At 53.9% G+C, this 19867-nt stretch carries 17 protein-coding genes; 11 read left to right on the top strand and 6 right to left on the bottom strand.

Features of this window, described 5'->3' with window-relative positions:
• Positions 1–286 precede the first annotated feature (286 nt).
• The 3 genes from ogt (at position 287) to uspE (ending at position 2859) form a co-directional block, all read left to right on the top strand.
• Positions 287–802, top strand: a complete 516-nt coding sequence (gene ogt, locus Q5705_01535) for a methylated-DNA--[protein]-cysteine S-methyltransferase (protein ID WLI77272.1) — start codon at positions 287–289, stop codon at positions 800–802.
• Between the two features lie 209 nt (positions 803–1011).
• A complete protein-coding gene (gene fnr / locus Q5705_01530) occupies positions 1012–1764 on the top strand; it encodes a fumarate/nitrate reduction transcriptional regulator Fnr (GenBank protein WLI77271.1) in 753 nt (250 codons plus the stop codon).
• A 144-nt stretch (positions 1765–1908) separates the two neighbouring features.
• Positions 1909–2859, top strand: coding sequence for a universal stress protein UspE (gene uspE, locus Q5705_01525; protein WLI77270.1), 951 nt, complete (start codon positions 1909–1911; stop codon positions 2857–2859).
• 29 nt (positions 2860–2888) lie between these two features.
• Here uspE and Q5705_01520 read toward each other — a convergent pair whose 3' ends face one another.
• The 3 genes from Q5705_01520 to pntA form a co-directional block, all read right to left on the bottom strand.
• Positions 2889–3998, bottom strand: coding sequence for a mechanosensitive ion channel family protein (locus Q5705_01520; protein ID WLI77269.1), 1110 nt, complete (start codon positions 3996–3998; stop codon positions 2889–2891).
• A 108-nt stretch (positions 3999–4106) separates the two neighbouring features.
• Positions 4107–5495: a Re/Si-specific NAD(P)(+) transhydrogenase subunit beta gene (gene pntB, locus Q5705_01515; GenBank protein WLI77268.1), complete on the bottom strand. Its 1389-nt coding sequence runs from the start codon at positions 5493–5495 to the stop codon at positions 4107–4109.
• A gap of 10 nt (positions 5496–5505) precedes the next feature.
• Positions 5506–7035 (bottom strand): Re/Si-specific NAD(P)(+) transhydrogenase subunit alpha, encoded by a 1530-nt coding sequence (gene pntA, locus Q5705_01510; GenBank protein ID WLI77267.1) that lies wholly within the window; start codon positions 7033–7035, stop codon positions 5506–5508.
• A 133-nt stretch (positions 7036–7168) separates the two neighbouring features.
• Here pntA and Q5705_01505 point away from each other — a divergent pair, with 133 nt between their 5' ends.
• The 3 genes from Q5705_01505 (at position 7169) to Q5705_01495 (ending at position 10050) form a co-directional block, all read left to right on the top strand.
• Positions 7169–7432: a hypothetical protein gene (locus Q5705_01505; protein WLI77266.1), complete on the top strand. Its 264-nt coding sequence runs from the start codon at positions 7169–7171 to the stop codon at positions 7430–7432.
• 94 nt (positions 7433–7526) lie between these two features.
• Complete coding sequence (gene ydgH, locus Q5705_01500) at positions 7527–8471, top strand: DUF1471 family protein YdgH (protein ID WLI77265.1); 945 nt, start codon at positions 7527–7529, stop codon at positions 8469–8471.
• 196 nt (positions 8472–8667) lie between these two features.
• Complete coding sequence (locus tag Q5705_01495) at positions 8668–10050, top strand: amino acid permease (protein WLI77264.1); 1383 nt, start codon at positions 8668–8670, stop codon at positions 10048–10050.
• Between the two features lie 2 nt (positions 10051–10052).
• Here Q5705_01495 and Q5705_01490 read toward each other — a convergent pair whose 3' ends face one another.
• A complete protein-coding gene (locus Q5705_01490) occupies positions 10053–10388 on the bottom strand; it encodes a GlpM family protein (protein ID WLI78941.1) in 336 nt (111 codons plus the stop codon).
• A 127-nt stretch (positions 10389–10515) separates the two neighbouring features.
• Here Q5705_01490 and rstA point away from each other — a divergent pair, with 127 nt between their 5' ends.
• The 3 genes from rstA to tus all read left to right on the top strand — a co-directional run bounded on the left by rstA (position 10516) and on the right by tus (position 13570).
• The gene (gene rstA / locus Q5705_01485; protein WLI77263.1) at positions 10516–11232 is read left to right on the top strand and encodes a two-component system response regulator RstA; all 717 of its coding nucleotides are present in this window, start codon (positions 10516–10518) and stop codon (positions 11230–11232) included.
• Positions 11233–11253: 21 nt separating this feature from the next.
• Positions 11254–12549, top strand: coding sequence for a two-component system sensor histidine kinase RstB (gene rstB, locus Q5705_01480; GenBank protein ID WLI77262.1), 1296 nt, complete (start codon positions 11254–11256; stop codon positions 12547–12549).
• Between the two features lie 91 nt (positions 12550–12640).
• A complete protein-coding gene (gene tus / locus Q5705_01475) occupies positions 12641–13570 on the top strand; it encodes a DNA replication terminus site-binding protein (protein WLI77261.1) in 930 nt (309 codons plus the stop codon).
• Here the strand turns inward: tus and fumC are convergent.
• Together fumC and fumA are read right to left on the bottom strand one after the other, a co-directional pair.
• Positions 13567–14967, bottom strand: a complete 1401-nt coding sequence (gene fumC / locus Q5705_01470) for a class II fumarate hydratase (protein WLI77260.1) — start codon at positions 14965–14967, stop codon at positions 13567–13569. The two genes, tus and fumC, sit on opposite strands and share 4 nt — an antisense overlap.
• Positions 14968–15150: 183 nt before the next feature.
• The gene (gene fumA, locus Q5705_01465; GenBank protein ID WLI77259.1) at positions 15151–16797 is read right to left on the bottom strand and encodes a class I fumarate hydratase FumA; all 1647 of its coding nucleotides are present in this window, start codon (positions 16795–16797) and stop codon (positions 15151–15153) included.
• 198 nt (positions 16798–16995) lie between these two features.
• Here fumA and manA point away from each other — a divergent pair, with 198 nt between their 5' ends.
• The gene (manA, locus tag Q5705_01460; GenBank protein ID WLI77258.1) at positions 16996–18174 is read left to right on the top strand and encodes a mannose-6-phosphate isomerase; all 1179 of its coding nucleotides are present in this window, start codon (positions 16996–16998) and stop codon (positions 18172–18174) included.
• 99 nt (positions 18175–18273) lie between these two features.
• A complete protein-coding gene (locus tag Q5705_01455) occupies positions 18274–19803 on the top strand; it encodes a YdgA family protein (GenBank protein ID WLI77257.1) in 1530 nt (509 codons plus the stop codon).
• Positions 19804–19867: the final 64 nt, after the last annotated feature.

Genomic DNA, 19867 nt, shown 5'->3' with positions numbered 1-19867 from the left:
AATAATAGATACGAACGCTATAACTGTATTTAACACGCACGGATAATAAAGCGAAAAATAAAGAACGGACGCGTTTTGTGTGTACTGTAGAGCCTGGCGGATGTCGGCAGGCTCTATTTTTTTCATGCATTAAAACCAGGGAATATATTACCGCTGGCGCACAAACTAACCCTTAATGGTTATTCCTTTCAAAAATTGATAAAGCAACCGGACGCACTTTCCGGGTATGGTGGCGTAGATATTTGTCTGATAAATTAACGCCGCGATTCATTGATAAGGATGCCGGATGCTCACGCTACTCGAAGATAAAATCTCTACTCCCCTTGGCCCGTTATGGCTGCTGTGTGATGAGCAGTTCCAGTTGCGTGCAGTCGAGTGGGAAGAACACAGCGATCGCATGATCGAACTGTTGAATATTCATTATCGCCGCGAAGGCTATCAGCGGCTCGCATCGCGCAATCCGGGCGGGTTGAGCCTGAAATTGCAGGATTATTTCGACGGCGATCTGGCCGTTATCGATACCCTGCCGACGGCAACCGCTGGCACCTCTTTTCAGCGTGAAGTGTGGCAAATATTGCGCACAATTCCCTGTGGGCAAGTGATGCATTACGGCCAACTGGCGGCACTTCTCGGGCGCGCGGGTGCTGCTCGCGCTGTGGGTGCGGCCAATGGCGCAAATCCGGTTAGCATTGTTGTGCCCTGTCATCGCGTTATTGGCCGCAATGGCACATTAACGGGCTATGCGGGCGGTGTGCAGCGTAAAGAGTGGCTCCTGCGCCATGAAAAGTATTTGCTATTGTGAGAAAAAACGCTTGTTTGGGGTTCTTTTCCCGGCGTTCTGCAATAAAAGCCTTAATGAAATGGTGGAATTTCAAAGAGATGGTGCAAATTCACCGCTTATCGTTTCGCTCTGCTGTTTTAATAATCGTGAATTGACGTTTTGCCAGGCTTACGTGCTCAATAAAAAGATGATAAAATTGACCAATATCAATTACGGCGTAGAGCAGACCTATGATCCCGGAAAAGCGAATTATACGACGCATTCAGTCTGGCGGCTGTGCTATCCATTGCCAGGATTGCAGCATTAGCCAGCTTTGCATCCCCTTTACCCTCAATGAACACGAACTGGATCAGCTCGATAACATCATTGAGCGTAAAAAGCCCATCCAGAAAGGTCAGACGCTGTTTAAAGCAGGGGATGAACTGAAATCGCTCTACGCAATCCGCTCGGGCACCATCAAAAGCTACACCATTACCGAACAAGGTGATGAGCAAATTACCGGCTTCCATCTGGCGGGTGATTTAGTGGGCTTTGATGCAATCGGCACCGGTCACCATCCAAGTTTTGCGCAGGCGCTGGAAACATCCATGGTCTGTGAGATCCCCTTTGAAACCCTCGACGATCTGTCCGGCAAAATGCCAAATCTGCGTCAGCAGATGATGCGTCTGATGAGCGGCGAGATCAAAGGCGATCAGGATATGATCCTGCTGCTGTCGAAGAAAAATGCCGAAGAGCGTCTGGCGGCGTTTATCTATAATCTATCCCGCCGTTTCGCGCAGCGCGGTTTCTCACCGCGTGAATTCCGCCTGACCATGACCCGTGGCGATATCGGTAACTATCTGGGTCTGACGGTGGAAACCATCAGCCGTCTGCTGGGTCGTTTCCAGAAGAGTGGAATGTTGGCGGTGAAAGGGAAATACATCACCATTGAGAATAGCGATCTGCTGTCACAACTGGCCGGACACGCGCGTAACGTAGCCTGAGTTTTACCCCGCCTTCTACACCTTTGCCAGGTCATTAAATTTTTCTGATTTATTGATCTGGCAATAGGTTTTCCCTGTTTCATTCAGCTCTTATGGGTTATCTTTTACTGACAGACTGTGGTGACAGATGTAAGGAGACCCTGTATGGCTAAGTATCAGAATATGTTGGTCGCCATCGATCCTAATCAGGACGATCAACCAGCATTACGGCGTGCCGTGTATTTGCATCAACGGATTGGCGGTCGCATTAAAGCCTTTTTACCGATTTACGACTTCTCTTACGAGATGACCACCCTTCTGTCCCCTGATGAGCGAACCGCAATGCGTCAGGGCGTCATTAGCCAGCGTACCGCGTGGATCCGCGAGCAGGCGAAATATTATATCGATGCGGGTGTGCCTATCGAGATCAAAGTGGTGTGGCACAATCGTCCCTTCGAAGCCATTATTCAGGAAGTTCTGGCAGGCGGTCATGATTTACTGCTGAAAATGACCCACCAGCACGACAAACTGGAATCCGTTATTTTCACCCCCACCGACTGGCATTTGTTGCGTAAATGCCCTTGCCCGGTATGGATGGTAAAAGATCAGCCGTGGCCGGAAGGCGCTCGCGCGGTGGTAGCGGTGAATCTCGCCAGTGAAGAGATTTACCACAGCTCGCTGAATGAAAAACTGGTGAAAGAGACGCAGCAACTGGCTGAGCAAGTCAACCATACGGAAGTGCATCTGGTAGGTGCCTATCCGGTCACGCCTATCAATATTGCTATCGAACTGCCGGAGTTTGATCCGAGCGTCTATAACGATGCAATCCGCGGTCAGCATTTGCTGGCGATGAAAGCCCTGCGGCAGAAATTTGGCATTGATGAAAAAATGACGCATGTGGAAAAAGGCTTACCGGAAGAAGTAATCCCGGACCTGGCGGAACATTTGCAGGCCGGGATTGTTGTTTTAGGGACTATCGGGCGCACCGGGATCTCCGCCGCGTTTCTGGGTAATACCGCAGAGCAGGTGATCGATCATCTGCGCTGCGATTTGCTGGTTATCAAGCCAGATGAGTACCAGACACCGATCGAGCTTGACGACGAAGAAGACGACTAAACGTAGAACCCGCCGCAAGGCGGGTTTTTTTATGCCGCCGGTTCGCCTTGTGGCTCAGCAGGAGGCGTTTCCACCGCCACTCCGCCTTTCACCACCACACACGGCAACGCCAGTTCGATCCCCGCTTCTGCCAGTTTTTCCATAATGCGGATATTAATTTCCTGCTGAATATCCATGTACGTGTTGTAATCCGCCGAATTGACGATATGCACAACCTCAAAATTCAGCCGATCGGTACCAAACCCGAGGAAGTGGGCGCGGTCAAACTTCGTATTGCCAACCTCAGTAATGATGGTACGCACCATTTCGCCCACTTTACGCAGTTTGTCCGGCGGCGTCGTTAATGCCAGGCCGAAGGTGAAAACGATACGCCGCGTCTGCATACGTTTATAGTTGTGCAGCGTTTGTTGCAGCAAAATGGCATTACCGCAGACGATCTGCTCCCCGCTCAGGCTACGTATGCGCGTAGTTTTAAGGCCAATGTGCTCGATCGTACCAGCAACATCATTGAAAACGACGAAATCGCCAATTTCGAAAGGTTTATCGAAGCCGATGGAAAGCGACGCGAAAACATCGCTGAGGATGGTTTGTACAGCAAGCGCAATGGCAATACCGCCGACGCCCAGGCTGGCGACCAGCGCCGTGATATTGACGCCCGCGTTCGCCAGAATCGACAGCAGCATAATGGTCCACAGCAACATACGCAGCAGCAGACCGGCAATCACCATGGTGACCGGGTTTCTGCTCCCACCAGGTGTGTACATCAAATGGTGCATCCACGACACTACGCCCCGATCAAGCCAGATGGCTATCTGGATCGCCAGCACTAAAAACCAGGCGTGCCCGAGCGTATTAAACAGGCGGTCAGGAAGATCGACAAAACGCAGGCTGAAAAGTAGCGCGGCAATAAAGAGCAGGAACTTACTGGTACGGCTCAGCATATCCACCAGCACATGCTGCATTTTCCCCACACCGCGCTGTTTTTCGCTCCAGTTATTCGCCCCTTTCATCAACATCTTCAACAAGCGCGTAAACAGCCAATAAACGAGCAGGGTTATCACCACTACCGTCGCAAGGCCTACCCAGAACGAGGGCAACATCAATATAGATATAAAGTCAAAACGAGACAGAAACGTCATCCTTCCTCCGCATAAAAAACATAGAGATAGAAGTATAGACGCTCTGTCCAGGCTGATTGCGGGCAAAAAAATACCGCCCCGAAGAGCGGTATTTATAAGCGGTAAAACTTACAGCGCTTTGAGAATGGCATCAACGCTGGCTTTGGCGTCGCCAAACAGCATCTGCGTATTCTCTTTGAAGAACAGCGGGTTTTGCACACCGGCATAGCCTGTGTTCATGGAACGTTTGAAGACAATAACGTTCTGCGCTTTCCACACTTCCAGCACCGGCATACCGGCGATGGGGCTTTTCGGATCGTCCTGCGCCGCCGGGTTAACGGTGTCGTTCGCGCCAATCACCAGCACCGTGTCAGTGTCGGCGAAATCGTCGTTGATCTCGTCCATTTCCAGCACAATGTCATACGGCACTTTCGCTTCCGCCAGCAGCACGTTCATATGGCCGGGTAAACGCCCGGCTACCGGGTGAATACCGAAACGCACTTTTATGCCGCGCGCGCGCAGTTTTTCGGTAATTTCCGCCACCGGATACTGCGCTTGCGCCACCGCCATGCCGTAGCCCGGCGTGATGATGACGGAATGCGAGTTTTTCAGCAGATCGGCTGTCTCTTCGGCGTTGATTTCGCGGTGCTCGCCCGTTTCTTCATCACTGCCGCTGGACGAGCCATCGGTGCCAAAACCGCCCGCAATGACGCTGATAAAGGAGCGGTTCATCGCCTTACACATAATGTAAGAGAGGATCGCACCCGACGAACCGACCAGCGCACCGGTGACGATCAACAGGTCGTTGCTGAGCATAAAGCCCGCCGCCGCCGCCGCCCAACCGGAATAGGAGTTCAGCATTGAGACCACTACCGGCATATCCGCACCGCCGATAGAGGCCACCAGATGCCAGCCAAACGCCAGCGCAATAATGGTCATCAGCAGCAGCGCCAGCACTTGCAGCCCTACACTTTCGGTACGCACAAAGATCAGCATCAGCACAAAGGAGACCACCAGCGCCGCCAGGTTCATCTTATGGCGGTTTGGCAGCATCAGCGGCTTAGACGAGATTTTCCCGCGCAGCTTGCCGAACGCCACAATGGAGCCGGTGAAGGTCACGGCACCAATAAAGATACCGAGGAACACTTCAGTCAGATGAATATTCACCAGCACCGGATCAAGCCCGACTTCGTGATCGAGATAACTGTTGAAACCCACCAGCACCGCAGCCAGACCGACGAAGCTGTGCAGCACCGCGACCAGCTCCGGCATTTCAGTCATTTCGACTTTTTTTGCCAGACGCATACCAATAGCGCCACCGATGATCATCGCCACCAGGATCCACGCCACATTGCCGGTCTCCGGGCCAAAAATGGTCGCCACCAGCGCAATCGCCATACCGGCGATACCGAAGTTATTACCCTGCTGCGAGGTTTCATGTTTCGAAAGCCCCGCCAGACTGAAAATAAACAGGATCGCGGCAACAATGTATGCAGCTGTAACTAATCCTCCAGACATTTGTTACCCCTTAGTTCTTCCGGAACATTTTCAGCATGCGCTGAGTGACGGTGAAACCACCGAAAATATTAATGCTGGCAATCAACACTGCGATAAAGCTAAAGAAGCTGACCCAGCCGCCGTGACCAATCTGCAATAGCGCACCGACAACAATGATGCCGGAAATGGCGTTTGTCACCGACATCAGCGGCGTATGCAGCGCGTGAGAGACGTTCCACACCACGTAGTAACCCACCACGCAGGCCAGTGCGAAAACGGTAAAGTGGCCGAGGAACTCTTTCGGGGCGACATCTGCCAGCCAGCCAAAAAGAATAATCGCCAGCGCCATCAACGCGTATTTACGCCACGGTGATGCAGGTTTGACCTCTTCTTTCGGTGCCGCAGCGGCTTTTGGCGCGGCCTGCGGCTGCGCAGAAACCTGAATCGGCGGCGCCGGCCAGGTCACTTCGCCGTCGCGAACGACCGTCACACCGCGCACCACCACATCGTCGAAATCAACAACCACGTTGCCGTCTTTCTCGACACACAACAGTTTCAGTAAATTAACAAGGTTGGTGCCGTACAACTGGGAAGACTGCGTCGGCAGGCGACCAGGCAGATCGGTATAACCAATCACTTTGACGCCATTGGCGGTGGTGGTGACCTGGTTCGGAACGGTGTATTCGCAGTTGCCGCCGTTTTGCGCGGCCAAATCGACAATCACGCTTCCCGCTTTCATGGAATCAACCATTTCACGGGTGATCAGTTTCGGTGCAGGTTTGCCCGGAATCAGCGCCGTCGTCACGATAATGTCGACATCTTTTGCCTGCGCGGCGAACAGTTCCATTTCCGCTTTGATAAAGGCTTCAGACATCACTTTCGCGTAGCCGTCGCCGCTGCCCGCTTCCTCTTCAAAGTTCAGTTCAAGGAACTCGGCACCCATGCTCTGCACCTGTTCTTTAACTTCCGGACGGGTATCGAAAGCACGGACAATTGCGCCCAAACTGTTGGCTGCGCCAATTGCGGCAAGACCCGCAACACCTGCGCCAATGACCATCACTTTCGCCGGGGGAACTTTACCTGCGGCGGTGATCTGCCCGGTGAAGAAACGGCCAAATTCATGGGCGGCTTCAACAATCGCACGATATCCGGCGATGTTAGCCATCGAACTCAATGCATCCAGCGATTGTGCGCGGGAGATACGCGGCACGGAATCCATCGCCATCACAGTGACATTCCGCGCCGCCAGTTTTTCAATCAGCTCCGGGTTTTGTGCTGGCCAGATAAAGCTGACCAGCGTTGTGCCCGGATTAAGCAGCGCAATCTCTTCTTCTTCCGGCGCGTTAACCTTCAGGATCACATCCGAATGCCAGACATTCTCGCCGTCTACAATCGTCGCCCCTGCCTGGGTGAACGCATCGTCATCGAAACTTGCCAGTTTGCCAGCGCCGCTTTCAATCGCGACGGTGAAACCCAATTTAAGCAATTGCTCGACCGTTTTCGGTGTCGCCGCAACGCGGGTTTCATTGGCCAACCGTTCTTTAGGTACACCAATACGCATAGTTTTCCCTTCCATCGGTTTTAGATGATGGTTTGTCAGTCTCCCGGCATAAAAACCCCGGTGAATAAAACAGTAACAAACTTTCTATAACCTACTGAAAATAACGCCTGCGATCCACTGCCGGAAAGGCGAAATGATGCCTTTATCAGTGAGAATCAAGCTTACAGGGGGGCTAATAAGGTTATTTGCCTTTAATTCGCGCTTACAGGCCGATATTCCGCTCAAGCGAAGCGGCAAAACACGATTAATCTCCAGCGAAGATCCGCTTTTTAACAATGCATTAACTTTAAAAAGTCATATGGTTTATCGATTTTGCTGGTCAAGCGTCTGTTTTATCAACCTATCACTAAAGGTTATGATTATTAACCCCAACCACCGCACAGTCAGTGAAAAATGACGCAGACAGTCGCGCTGTTTAAATGCAATAATCACCGACGTTTTCCCAACAACAACACCAGTTTATGGTTTGCGCAAGGCGAAGGATTATTTTTATGAAGCTTAAGTACACCCTCCTGGCGTCAGCACTTCTGTCTGCGACCGCGTTCACTGCTAACGCCGCGACAGAGTTAACACCGGAGCAAGCAGCGGCGGTGAAACCTTACGATCGCATCGTTATCACTGGGCGCTTTAATGCCATTGGTGATGCTGTTAACGCTGTGTCCAAACGCGCGGATAAAGAAGGCGCGGCGGCATTTTATGTTGTGGACACCCACGATGCCGGTAATAGCGGCAACCAACGTGTTACCGCAGATTTATACAAAGCAGATGCAGCGAAAGCCGATAAACCGGAATACCGTGTCATTAACGGCGTCACTGAATTACCAAAAGATAAAGCCGTTGAACTGCAACCTTACGATACGGTTACCGTACAAGGTTTCTTCCGCACGCAGCCAGAAGTGAACGATGCCATTACCAAAGCGGCCAAAGCCAAAGGTGCGCATTCGTTCTACATTGTGCGCCAGGTTGATGCTAACCAGGGCGGTAACCAGCTTGTTACCGCTTTCATCTATAAAGCCGACGCGAAAAAACGCGTGCTGCAAAGCGCCGATGCCATTCCGCGTGATTCCGACGCTGGCCGCGCTGCGCTGGCAAAAGGTGGTGAGGAAGCGAAGAAAGTGGAAATTCCGGGCGTGGCTTCCGATGCTACTGCGGGCGTAGGCGTTGGTCGCTTCTTCGAAACACAATCCTCCAGCGGTGGGCGTTACAGCGTCACGCTGCCTGACGGCAAAAAAATTGAAGAAGTGAATAAAATCACTGCCGCGCAAATGGTGCCGTTCGACAGCATCAAGTTCACCGGTAACTACGGCAACATGACTGAAATTTCCTATCAGGTTGCCAAACGTGCCGCGGCGAAAGGCGCGAAGTATTACCACATTACGCGTCAGTGGTCCGAAAGCGGTAACAACATGACCATCAGCGCCGACCTCTACAAATAATTGGCGTGGTGAATCAAGGCGGCCTTTTCAGCCGCCTTTTTTTCATTTTTTTCTCCTTTTTCACAAAATTTGCCTCCCCCTCATTGCATGCCCTGACGACTCTCCGTAAAATTCCGCGCCTCAGTGATATCCACCATATTTATGCGCCACGGCAAAATAATTATTCTGGATGAGTTGCTTTTTTGACAGGATAACAATGGAAAAAAAACTTGGCCTTAGCGCTTTAACTGCGCTGGTTTTAAGCTCAATGCTCGGCGCGGGCGTGTTCAGCCTGCCGCAAAATATGGCCGAGGTTGCCAGCCCGGCAGCGCTGATTATCGGTTGGATCATTACCGGCGCGGGAATTCTACTGCTGGCCTTCGCCATGCTTATCCTGACCCGTATCCGCCCGGATCTCGATGGCGGCATTTTTACGTATGCGCGTGAAGGTTTCGGTGAGCTAATTGGTTTTTGCTCGGCCTGGGGTTACTGGCTGTGCGCGGTGATCGCCAACGTTTCCTACCTGGTGATCGTCTTTTCTGCCCTCAGCTTTTTTACCGACACACCGTCGCTGCGCCTGTTTGGCGATGGCAATACCTGGCAGTCCATCGTCGGTGCCTCCGCGCTGCTGTGGATTGTCCACGCGCTGGTGCTGCGCGGCGTGCAGACTGCGGCGAGCATCAATCTGGCCGCGACGCTGGCGAAACTGGTGCCGCTCGGGCTGTTTGTGGTGCTGGCAGCGCTGGCCTTTAATCTCGACAAATTCAAATTCGATTTCAGCGGCATCGCGCTGGGCGTTCCTGTCTGGGAACAGGTGAAAAACACCATGCTCATCACCTTGTGGGTATTTATCGGCGTGGAAGGCGCTGTGGTGGTCTCCGCCCGCGCGCGCAATAAACACGATGTTGGCCGCGCCACATTGCTGGCGGTGCTGGCAGCATTAACCGTTTACTTACTGGTAACGCTGCTTTCCCTTGGCGTCGTGGCGCGCCCTGAACTGGCGGAAATGCGTAATCCTTCCATGGCCGGGCTGATGGTGAAATTGCTTGGCAGTTGGGGTGAAGTAGTGATCGCCGCAGGGTTGATTGTCTCGGTCTGCGGAGCCTATCTGAGCTGGACCATTATGGCGGCAGAAGTGCCGCTGCTGGCCGCGACCTATAAAGCCTTCCCGCGTATTTTTGCGCACCAGAACAAAAACAATGCGCCTGCGGCGTCGCTGTGGCTAACCAACGCCAGCGTCCAGGTGTGCCTGGTGTTAATCTGGCTCACCGGCTCGGATTACAACACGCTGTTGACCATCGCCTCCGAGATGATTCTGGTGCCTTACTTTTTGGTTGGCGCATTCCTGCTGAAAATCGCCCGCCGTCCGCTGCATCGTACGGTTGCGGTCGGTGCCTGCGTATATGGTTTGTGGTTGCTGTACGCGTCCGGCCCAATGCACTTACTGCTTTCTGTGGTGCTCTATGCGCCGGGTCTGCTGGTGTTTATGTACGCCCGCCGCACCCATGAAATGACTGACGCACTGATGCAGCGGGAAAAAGCATTGATCGCCCTGCTCCTGGTTGCCGCCCTGCCCGCTACATGGATGCTGATGCGGTGAGTTTAATGGAGGCGACTCCAGCAATAGATTAACAGCCAGGCGCTGAGGCTCCAGCAAAGCACCGCACAGCCCAGCGCCGGCCAGACCCGCATAAATCCCGTGAAATACCATAGCGACAATAAATAGATAAAGTACGGAATAATTGCCCACATGCCGAAGACAATGGTAGTGCGCAACGCGTCGATACCGCGCTCGGTTGCCACAATATAGTGGGCAATCAAAGCAAAAGTGGGAAACAGCGGGATTAACCCGGCGATATAGTAATTTTTTGTTTTAGCCAGCAAACCGATCAGCACCACCACCAGCGCACCAATCGCCGCTTTGATAAGCAATCCCATCATCTTCTCTTCACACTTTAACAACAAAGACCTACAGCATAACGGAACGCTTGTTGTTTAGAAAAGATTAATGGCAGGTTGCCACAAGGCGGTGTATGTTGACGTTTTTGTCCAATCACGATGACATATGAATAAGATCGTTTTTGTGGAAGACGACCCGGAAGTGGGCGCGCTAATAGCCGCGTACCTGGGCAAACACGATATGGATGTCATTGTTGAACCCCGTGGCGATCGCGCCGAAGAGGTTATCAGCCGGGAAAACCCCGAACTGGTGCTGCTGGATATTATGCTGCCCGGCAAAGATGGCATGACCTTGTGCCGCGATTTACGCAAACAGTGGACCGGCCCGATTGTGCTACTGACCTCGCTTGATAGCGATATGAACCATATCCTTTCTCTCGAAATGGGCGCGAACGATTACATTCTCAAAACCACACCGCCCGCCGTGTTGCTGGCGCGTCTGCGTCTGCATTTACGCCAGCGCACCAGCGCCGCAACGGAAACTGCCGTTCCCTCACTGAAACAGCATAAAACCATCACCTTCGGCACGTTGTCTATTGATCCAGTCAATCGCCAGGTGCTGCTCGCAGGCGTTCAGGTCGCCCTTTCCACCGCCGATTTTGAACTGCTGTGGGAGCTGGCAACCCACGCCGGGCAGATCATGGATCGCGACGCGCTGCTGAAAAACTTGCGCGGTGTCAGCTACGACGGCATGGATCGCAGCGTTGATGTAGCAATTTCCCGCCTGCGTAAAAAGCTGCTCGACAGCGCAACGGAGCCGTATCGCATTAAAACCGTCCGCAACAAAGGCTATCTGTTTGCTCCCCATGCGTGGGACAACTGAAGCACGTAACCAGGTGTCATTATGAAAAAGCTGTTCGTCCAGTTTTACCTGTTGCTGTTCGTCTGCTTTCTGGTAATGACGATGTTGGTGGGTCTGGTGTACAAATTTACCGCCGAGCGCGCGGGTCGCCAGTCTCTTGATGATTTAATGAAAAGTTCGTTGTACCTGATGCGCAGTGAGCTGCGCGAAATCCCGCCACATCAGTGGGCAAAAACCCTGAAAGAGCTGGATCTGAACCTGTCATTTAACCTGCGTATTGAACCTATGAATAAATTCACCCTCGACGCACCGACAGCACAGCGGTTGCGCGAAGGTGATATTGTGGCGCTCGATGCCGAGTACACCTTTATTCAGCGTATTCCGCGCAGCCACTACGTGCTGGCGGTTGGCCCGGTTCCCTACCTCTTTTTCCTGCATGAAACCCGGCTGCTGGATATGGGATTGATGGCGCTGATCGCCATCTCCCTCGCCTTCCCGGTGTTTATCTGGATGCGCCCGCACTGGCAGGAGATGTTGCGCCTGGAGACGGCCGCGCAACGCTTCGGCGACGGGCATCTGGAGGAGCGCATTCATTTTGACAGCGCATCCAGTTTTGAACGTCTCGGCATTGCCTTTAACCAGATGGCCGATAATATCAACGCGCTCATTGCCAGCAAAAAACAGCTGATCGACGGCATCGCCCACGAGCTGCGCACCCCGCTGGTCCGGCTGCGTTACCGGCTGGAAATGAGCGATAACCTCAGCGAAGCGGAGCGCACTGCGCTGAATCGCGATATCGGCCAACTCGAAGGGTTAATTGAAGAATTGCTAACCTATGCCCGCCTCGATCGCCCGCAGACTGAGTTGAAACTGACCACGCCGGATCTGCCCGCCTGGTTTAGCAGCTATATGGATGATGCCCGCAGCATGAATCCGCAACATACGTTATTGCTCAACTACGTGCCAGGCGAAGAGTTTGGTGCACTTGATATGCGGTTGATGGAGCGCGTGCTGGATAATCTGGTGAACAACGCCCTGCGCTACAGCCAGCAAACGGTAAAAGTGACCCTCCAGCGCCAGGGTTCACTTGCCAGTATGACGGTGGAAGATGACGGCCCGGGGATTGCGCCTGAAGAGCGCGAACGTGTGTTCGAACCGTTTGTGCGCCTCGATCCGAGCCGCGACCGCGCAACGGGCGGCTGTGGCTTAGGACTGGCGATTGTGCGCTCTATTGCACAGGCGTTTGGCGGCAACGTCAGTTGCACACAGAGCGAATTGGGCGGTGCGCGATTTACGTTTCAGTGGCCCATTTATCACCACATTCAGCTCCCTTCCTGAAACGCCCTTCCGGAACGATAACGACACAGTGGCCGATGCCCGGCGACTGTGCTATAAATTAAAAAGTATGTTGTAACTAAGAGGGAACGCTATGGCTGCTTTAGATCTTATCGACCGCCTGAACGCCACCTTTCGCCAACTGGAGCATGAACTGGCGGCGCTGAAAGCGGAACTGAGCGACTGCCGGTTAATGGCTGCGCGGGTGTTTACCCTGCCGGAAGTCACCAAAGGCGCGGAACACGATCCGCTGAACACCATTCATGTTGAACAGCATATTGGCAAGCAGGCCGCCAGCCTTGCACTGGGCCATTACACCCATCTGTTTATTCAGCAGCAATCGGAAAACCGCAGCAGTAAAGCCGCCGTGCGGCTACCGGGCGTGCTCTGCTATCAGGCCAATAACGCCACAATGGCGGCGCTGGAAAAACGTATTGATGACATCAATTCATTGAAATTGACCTTTGAGCGCATCGTTACCGTGGAGTCCGGGTTGGCTCCCGCTGCCCGCTTTGAGTGGGTGCATCGCCATCTGCCGGGGCTTATCACACTGAATGCGTACCGCACGCTAACGCAGCTTCGCGCTCCGGCGACCATCCGTTTTGGCTGGGCGAATAAACACATCATTAAAAATCTCACCCGTGATGAGGTGCTGGCACAACTGGAGAAAAGCCTGAAATCACCGCGCGCCGTCTCTTCATTCACGCGCGAAGCGTGGCTGTCCCGCGTTCAGCAGGAGTACAACGATATCGCCGCCCTGCCGCAAAAGGCCCGGTTAAAAATCAAACGACCAGTGAAAGTGCAGCCAATCGCCCGCGTCTGGTATTCCGGATCGCAAAAACAGGTGCAGTACGCCTGCCCGACGCCGATTATCACCTTGATTTCAGAAGAGAATGGCGGGACGGTGCCGGATATCGGCGAGTTGCTGGATTACAACGCCGATAATGTGCAGCACCGCTATAAACCGCAGGCGCAACCGTTGACGTTACTCATTCCCCGGCTGCACCTCTACCTTGCGAATTAGACCTGCTTCATGCTGCCAACCATCGATTCCGGGCGAACCCAGCTATCGAACTCGGCTTCCGTCAGGTAGCCGAGCGCCAGCGCCGAGGCCTTCAGCGTCAGCCCCTCTTTGTGCGCTTTTTTGGCAATTTCAGCCGCTTTGTCATAGCCGATATGGGTGTTCAGCGCCGTTACCAGCATCAGCGATTCATTCAGTAGCTGATTAATACGCTCGCGGTTCGGCTCGATCCCCACGGCACAATGCTCGTTGAAGCTCTCCATACCGTCCGCCAGCAAGCGAACCGATTGCAGGAAGTTATGGATAACCATCGGGCGATAGACATTAAGCTCGAAGTTACCGGACGCGCCGCCGATATTGACCGCCACATCGTTGCCCAACACCTGACAGCAGAGCATGGTCATCGCTTCGCACTGCGTCGGGTTCACTTTACCAGGCATGATGGAGCTGCCCGGTTCATTTTCAGGGATGGCGATTTCGCCAATGCCACAGCGCGGGCCAGACGCCAGCCAGCGCACATCGTTGGCAATTTTCATCAGCGAAGAAGCCAGCCCTTTTAGCGCCCCGTGTGCATGTACCAGCGCGTCGCAGGTCGCCAGCGCTTCGAACTTGTTCGGCGCGGTGATAAACGGCTGTTGCGTAAAGCTCGCCAGCTCTTTCGCCACGCGTTCGGCATATTCCGGGTGGGTATTCAGCCCGGTACCGACGGCGGTGCCGCCCAGCGCCAGTTCGCCGAGGTGCGGCAAGCTCTGCTCAATATGTTTAAGATTATGCTCAAGCATCGCCACCCAGCCGGAAATCTCCTGCCCGAGGGTTAACGGCGTCGCGTCCTGCAAATGGGTACGGCCGATTTTGACGATATCGGCAAAGGCGGTCGATTTTTCGCTCAGCGTTTTTTTTAGCACCTGTAATTGTGGGATCAGTTGCTCACGCACGCCGATAACCGCCGCCACATGCATCGCTGTCGGGAAGACATCGTTAGAACTCTGGCTCTTGTTGACGTCATCATTCGGGTGAATTTTGCGCTCCATGCCGCGCACGCCGCCGAGGATCTCACTCGCGCGGTTGGCCAGCACTTCGTTCATGTTCATGTTGCTCTGGGTGCCGGAACCGGTTTGCCAGATAGCGAGCGGAAACTCGTCGGGGTGTTTCCCGGCCAGCACTTCGTCCGCCGCAGCAATAATCGCCCGGGCTTTCTCTTCGGGCAGCAGCCCTAAATCCTGGTTAACCTTCGCCGCCGCACGCTTGGTCAGCGCCAGCGCGTGGATCAGCGAGACCGGCATTTTTTCCGTTGAAATGCGAAAATGCTCAAGCGACCGCTGGGTTTGCGCCCCCCACAGCCTGTCTGCCGGGACGTCAATTGCGCCCATCGAATCTTTCTCACTGCGATGCGTTGTCATTACTCTCTCCTTGGCTACAAAGTGATGGTAGGTATCGACATTGCTCACTTGCAAACAAGTAAAAGTATTGGTGCTTTTTGGAATGTTGTTTATGGCTTTGTGCTTAAACGTCTTGTCGGAGGGCGGCGTTGCTTTATCTGACCGACAACACAGACAAAAAACCGCCCCGCAGGGCGGCTACTACTACTTCAGGCAACTGGCGCACTGGCCAGACTGGATCTGCTGGAAGAAGTCATTCCCTTTGTCATCCACCAGGATAAACGCCGGGAAATCCTCTACGTCAATTTTCCAGATAGCTTCCATACCCAACTCCGGGTACGCCACGCACTCCAGGTGCTTAATGCTGTTTTGCGCGAGGATCGCCGCCGGGCCGCCAATGCTGCCGAGATAAAAACCGCCATGTTTGTGGCAGGCATCCGTTACCTGTTGGCTGCGGTTGCCTTTCGCCAGCATGATCATGCTGCCGCCCTGCGATTGCAGCTGATCGACATACGAATCCATGCGCCCGGCCGTGGTCGGCCCAAGGGATCCCGACGCATAGCCTTCCGGCGTTTTTGCCGGGCCAGCGTAGTAAATCGGGTGATCTTTGACGTACTGCGGCAGATGTTCGCCGCTGTCCATCAACTCTTTCAGCTTCGCATGGGCAATGTCGCGGGCAACAATAATGGTGCCGGTCAGCGACAGGCGCGTGGAGACTGGATATTGCGACAACTGGGCGAGAATGTCGCTCATCGGGCGGTTGAGATCGACTTTCACCGCTTCGCCCTCGCCCGCCTGACGTAACGCCTGCGGGATGTATTTGCCCGGGTTTTGCTCGAGGCGTTCCAGCCAGATGCCGTCACGGTTGATTTTGCCTTTGATATTTCTGTCCGCCGAGCACGACACGCCCATACCGACCGGGCAGGAAGCACCGTGGCGCGGCAGGCGGATCACGCGGATGTCATGAGCGAAATATTTACCGCCAAACTGCGCGCCGAGGCCGAGGTTACGCGCTTCCTGCAACAGTTCCTGTTCCAGTTGCACATCGCGGAACGCCTGCCCGTGCTCGTTACCTTCAGTAGGCAGCGCGTCATAATATTTGGTCGAGGCCAGTTTGACGGTTTTCAGCGTCGCTTCCGCCGACGTTCCACCAATCACAAAGGCGATGTGGTACGGCGGGCAGGCTGCGGTGCCGAGGGTACGCATTTTCTCGACCAGGTAGTTTTTCAGCTTCGCCGGGGTGATCAGCGCTTTAGTTTCCTGGTAAAGATACGTTTTGTTGGCGGAGCCGCCGCCTTTGGCGATAAACAGGAACTTGTACTGTTCGCCGTCGACGCTATAAAGATCGATCTGGGCTGGCAAGTTGGTGCCGGTGTTCACCTCTTTATACATATCCAGCGGCGCGTTTTGTGAATAGCGCAGGTTATCTTCGGTATACGTGTTATAGACGCCACGCGCCAGCGCGGCTTCATCACCGCCGCCGGTCCACACACGCTGGCCTTTTTTGCCCATGATGATCGCCGTGCCGGTGTCCTGGCAGGTCGGCAAAATGCCTTTCGCAGCGATTTCGGAGTTGCGCAGAAATTGCAGCGCCACGTATTTGTCGTTTTCGCTGGCTTCAGGGTCGGAAAGAATATCGGCGACCTGCTGTTGATGCGCCGGGCGCAGTAAAAAGGAGGCATCGTGGAAAGCGTGCTGCGCCAGCAGTGTCAGCGCCTGGGGATCGACTTTAAGGATTTCCTGGCCGTCGAACTGGGCAACAGAGACATGATCGCGGCTCAGTAGATAGTATTCGGTGTCATCTTTCCCGAGCGGGAAAGGTTCCTGATAACAGAAGGGTTTGTTCGACATTGTTCTCTCACTTACGGCACGGTCTGGTTATGGTTCAGGCAGGAGATCCTTCTGCCTGTGTTAAAGCGAGTCGCCATATCCTACACAATTTTTTAACAAAAACTGAGACTAGTACGACTTTTTATCCTCGCTGGTTACTTCCGGCGGGTTTGTTGCTTTAATGACGCGATAATTTCCTAAATGAGAAAGGGCTTGATAATGCAAAAACTCATCAACTCAGTGCAGAACTACGCCTGGGGAAGTAAAACTGCGTTAACGGATCTCTATGGTGTGGCGAATCCCGACAACCTGCCGATGGCCGAGTTGTGGATGGGCGCGCACCCGAAGAGCAGCTCAAAAGTGCAGGACGCCAGCGGCCAGACCCGCTCCCTGCGCGACGTGATTGACGAAGATAAGCGCCGGTTACTGGGCGACGCCGTTGCCGAACGGTTTGGCGAATTACCGTTCCTGTTTAAAGTGCTGTGTGCCGATCAACCGCTCTCGATTCAGGTGCATCCGAATAAGAAAAACTCTGAGCTTGGCTTTGCCAAAGAGAACGCAGCCGGCATTGCGCTGGATGCCGCCGAGCGTAACTACAAAGACCCCAACCATAAGCCGGAGCTGGTGTTCGCCCTCACCCCTTTCCTCGCAATGAACGCGTTTCGCGAGTTCTCCGACATTGTTTCACTGTTGCAACCTGTAGCCGGTGCACACCCGGCGATTGCCCACTTCTTGCAGGCGCCCGGCGCAGATCGCCTGAGCGAACTGTTTGCGGCATTGCTGAATATGCAAAATGATGAGAAATCCCGCGCGCTGGCGGTGTTGAAATCCGCGCTGGAAAAACAACACGGCGAGCCGTGGCAAACCATCCGCCTGATTGCGGAGTTTTACCCGGATGACAGCGGGCTTTTCTCTCCGCTGCTGCTTAACGTGGTGAAACTTAATCCGGGCGAAGCAATGTTCCTGTTTGCAGAAACCCCGCATGCCTATTTGCAGGGCGTGGCGCTGGAAGTGATGGCGAACTCCGACAACGTACTGCGCGCCGGGTTAACGCCAAAATATATTGATATCCCGGAACTGGTGGCGAATGTGAAATTCACGCCGAAACCTGCCGGTGAATTGTTGACCCAACCAGCCCGCCACGGCGCAGAGCTCGATTTCCCGATCCCGGTCGCGGATTTTGCTTTCTCGTTGCACGATCTTTCGACGACGGAAACCCCGCTGGCGCAGCAGAGTGCGGCCATTGTGTTTTGTGTGGAGGGTGAAGCCGTGCTCAGTAAGGGTTCGGAGAACCTGGTGCTGAAAGCAGGCGAGTCGGCGTTTATTGCCGCAGACGAGTCTCCTGTGGCGGCAAGCGGTACCGGGAGAATCGCCCGCGTGTTTAATAAAATCGACTAAGTTACTGAACTTCGAAGCAACTATTGCTAAGCTTTAGCTAACTTCATTCGACAGTCCAGGCGGTCTCCACCGCCTGGTTTCATTTTAGGGATAAACGCTATGAAAAAAACGTTGGTTGCCGCAGGGATCATTGTTGCACTGGGAGTCGTCTGGACAGGCGGAGCCTGGTACACAGGAAAACAAATTGAAAGTCGTCTGGCCGAAATGGTCAGCCAGGCGAATGCGCAAATCAAGCGCAACGCGCCAGAAGCCAACGTGGAGCTCTCGGCGCAGGATTACAAACGCAGCCTCTTCTCAAGTACCTTCACCCTGCAAATCAAACCGCTGCCGGGCAGCACGAATACGTGGCTGAAACCGGGTCAGAGCATCGTTCTGCATGAAGATGTCGATCACGGCCCCTTCCCGCTGGCGCAGTTGAAATCCTTTAGCCTGACACCCGCCATGGCATCCGTGCATACGCAACTGGTGAATAATGAGGTCACTAAAGGGCTGTTTGATATTGCCAAAGGGGAATCGCCTTTTGTGGCTGAAACCCGTATCGGTTACGGTGGCGATACCCGCAGTGATATCACGTTGCGCCCGCTGAGCTCTGAAAAAGAGGGTGAAAAAGTCGCCTTTAGCGGCGGGAATTTCCGCTTCAGCGCTGACAAAGACGGCAATGCCCTCTCGCTGAGCGGTGAAGCACAGAGCGGCCTGGTCGATACGGTCAATGAGTTCGGCCAGAAAGTGCAGTTATCGTTCAACAACCTGAAAACGGACGGTTCCAGCGAAATCGCAGAGTTTGATGAGCGCACCGGCAGCCAGAAAATGAGCCTCGATAAGCTCTCTATTTCCGTTGAGAACAAAGAGATGGCGGTGCTGGAAGGCATGAACTTAACGGCCAAATCCGACATCGCCGATGATAAGAAAAACATCAATAGCCAGGTCGACTACACGCTGAATAGCCTGAAAGTTCAGGGCCAGGATCTGGGTAGCGGAAAGCTGACGCTGAAAGTCGGCCAACTGGACGGCAAAGCCTGGCATCAAGCCAGCCAGCAGTATGACGCGCAGGTTCGTGCATTAATGGCACAACCGGATGTCGTGCAGAACCCGGAACTGTACCAGCAGAAAGCCACCGAAGCGCTCCTCAACGTTGTGCCGTTGCTGCTTAAAGGCGAGCCGGTTATCACTGTTGCTCCGCTGAGCTGGAAAAATGCGAAAGGGGAATCCACTTTTAACCTGTCGCTGTTCCTGAAAGATCCCGCTACCACGCCTGACGCGCCGCAAACGCTGGCCGCTCAAGTGGACAGGAACGTGAAATCTCTCGACAGCAAGTTGTCCATTCCGGTAGATATGGCGACAGAGGTAATGACTCAGGTGGCGAAATTGCAGGGTTACCAGCAGGAAGACGCTGCCAAACTTGCGAACCAGCAGGTTAAAGGCCTTGCGGCGATGGGACAGATGTTCCGCATCACCACCCTTGAGAACAATACCATTCTCACCAGCCTGCAATATGCTAACGGCCAGGTCACGCTGAACGGCGAGAAAATGCCGCTTGAGCAGTTTGTCGGCATGTTTGGTCTGCCATCGCTTCAGCCCGCGCAGCCGGACGAAACCGTCCCCCCGGTACCTGCCGTTCCGCAACAGTAATCTTAAGCCCCTCTTTCGCAGGGGCTTATTTTTACCAGCGAAGATATATCCTTAATCTCAGTGA

It is taken from the genome of Kosakonia sp. H02 (genome assembly GCA_030704225.1).
Lineage (GTDB): Bacteria > Pseudomonadota > Gammaproteobacteria > Enterobacterales > Enterobacteriaceae > Kosakonia.
Note: the sequence above shows the minus strand (reverse complement) of the source record. Positions and strands in the feature narration are given on the sequence as shown.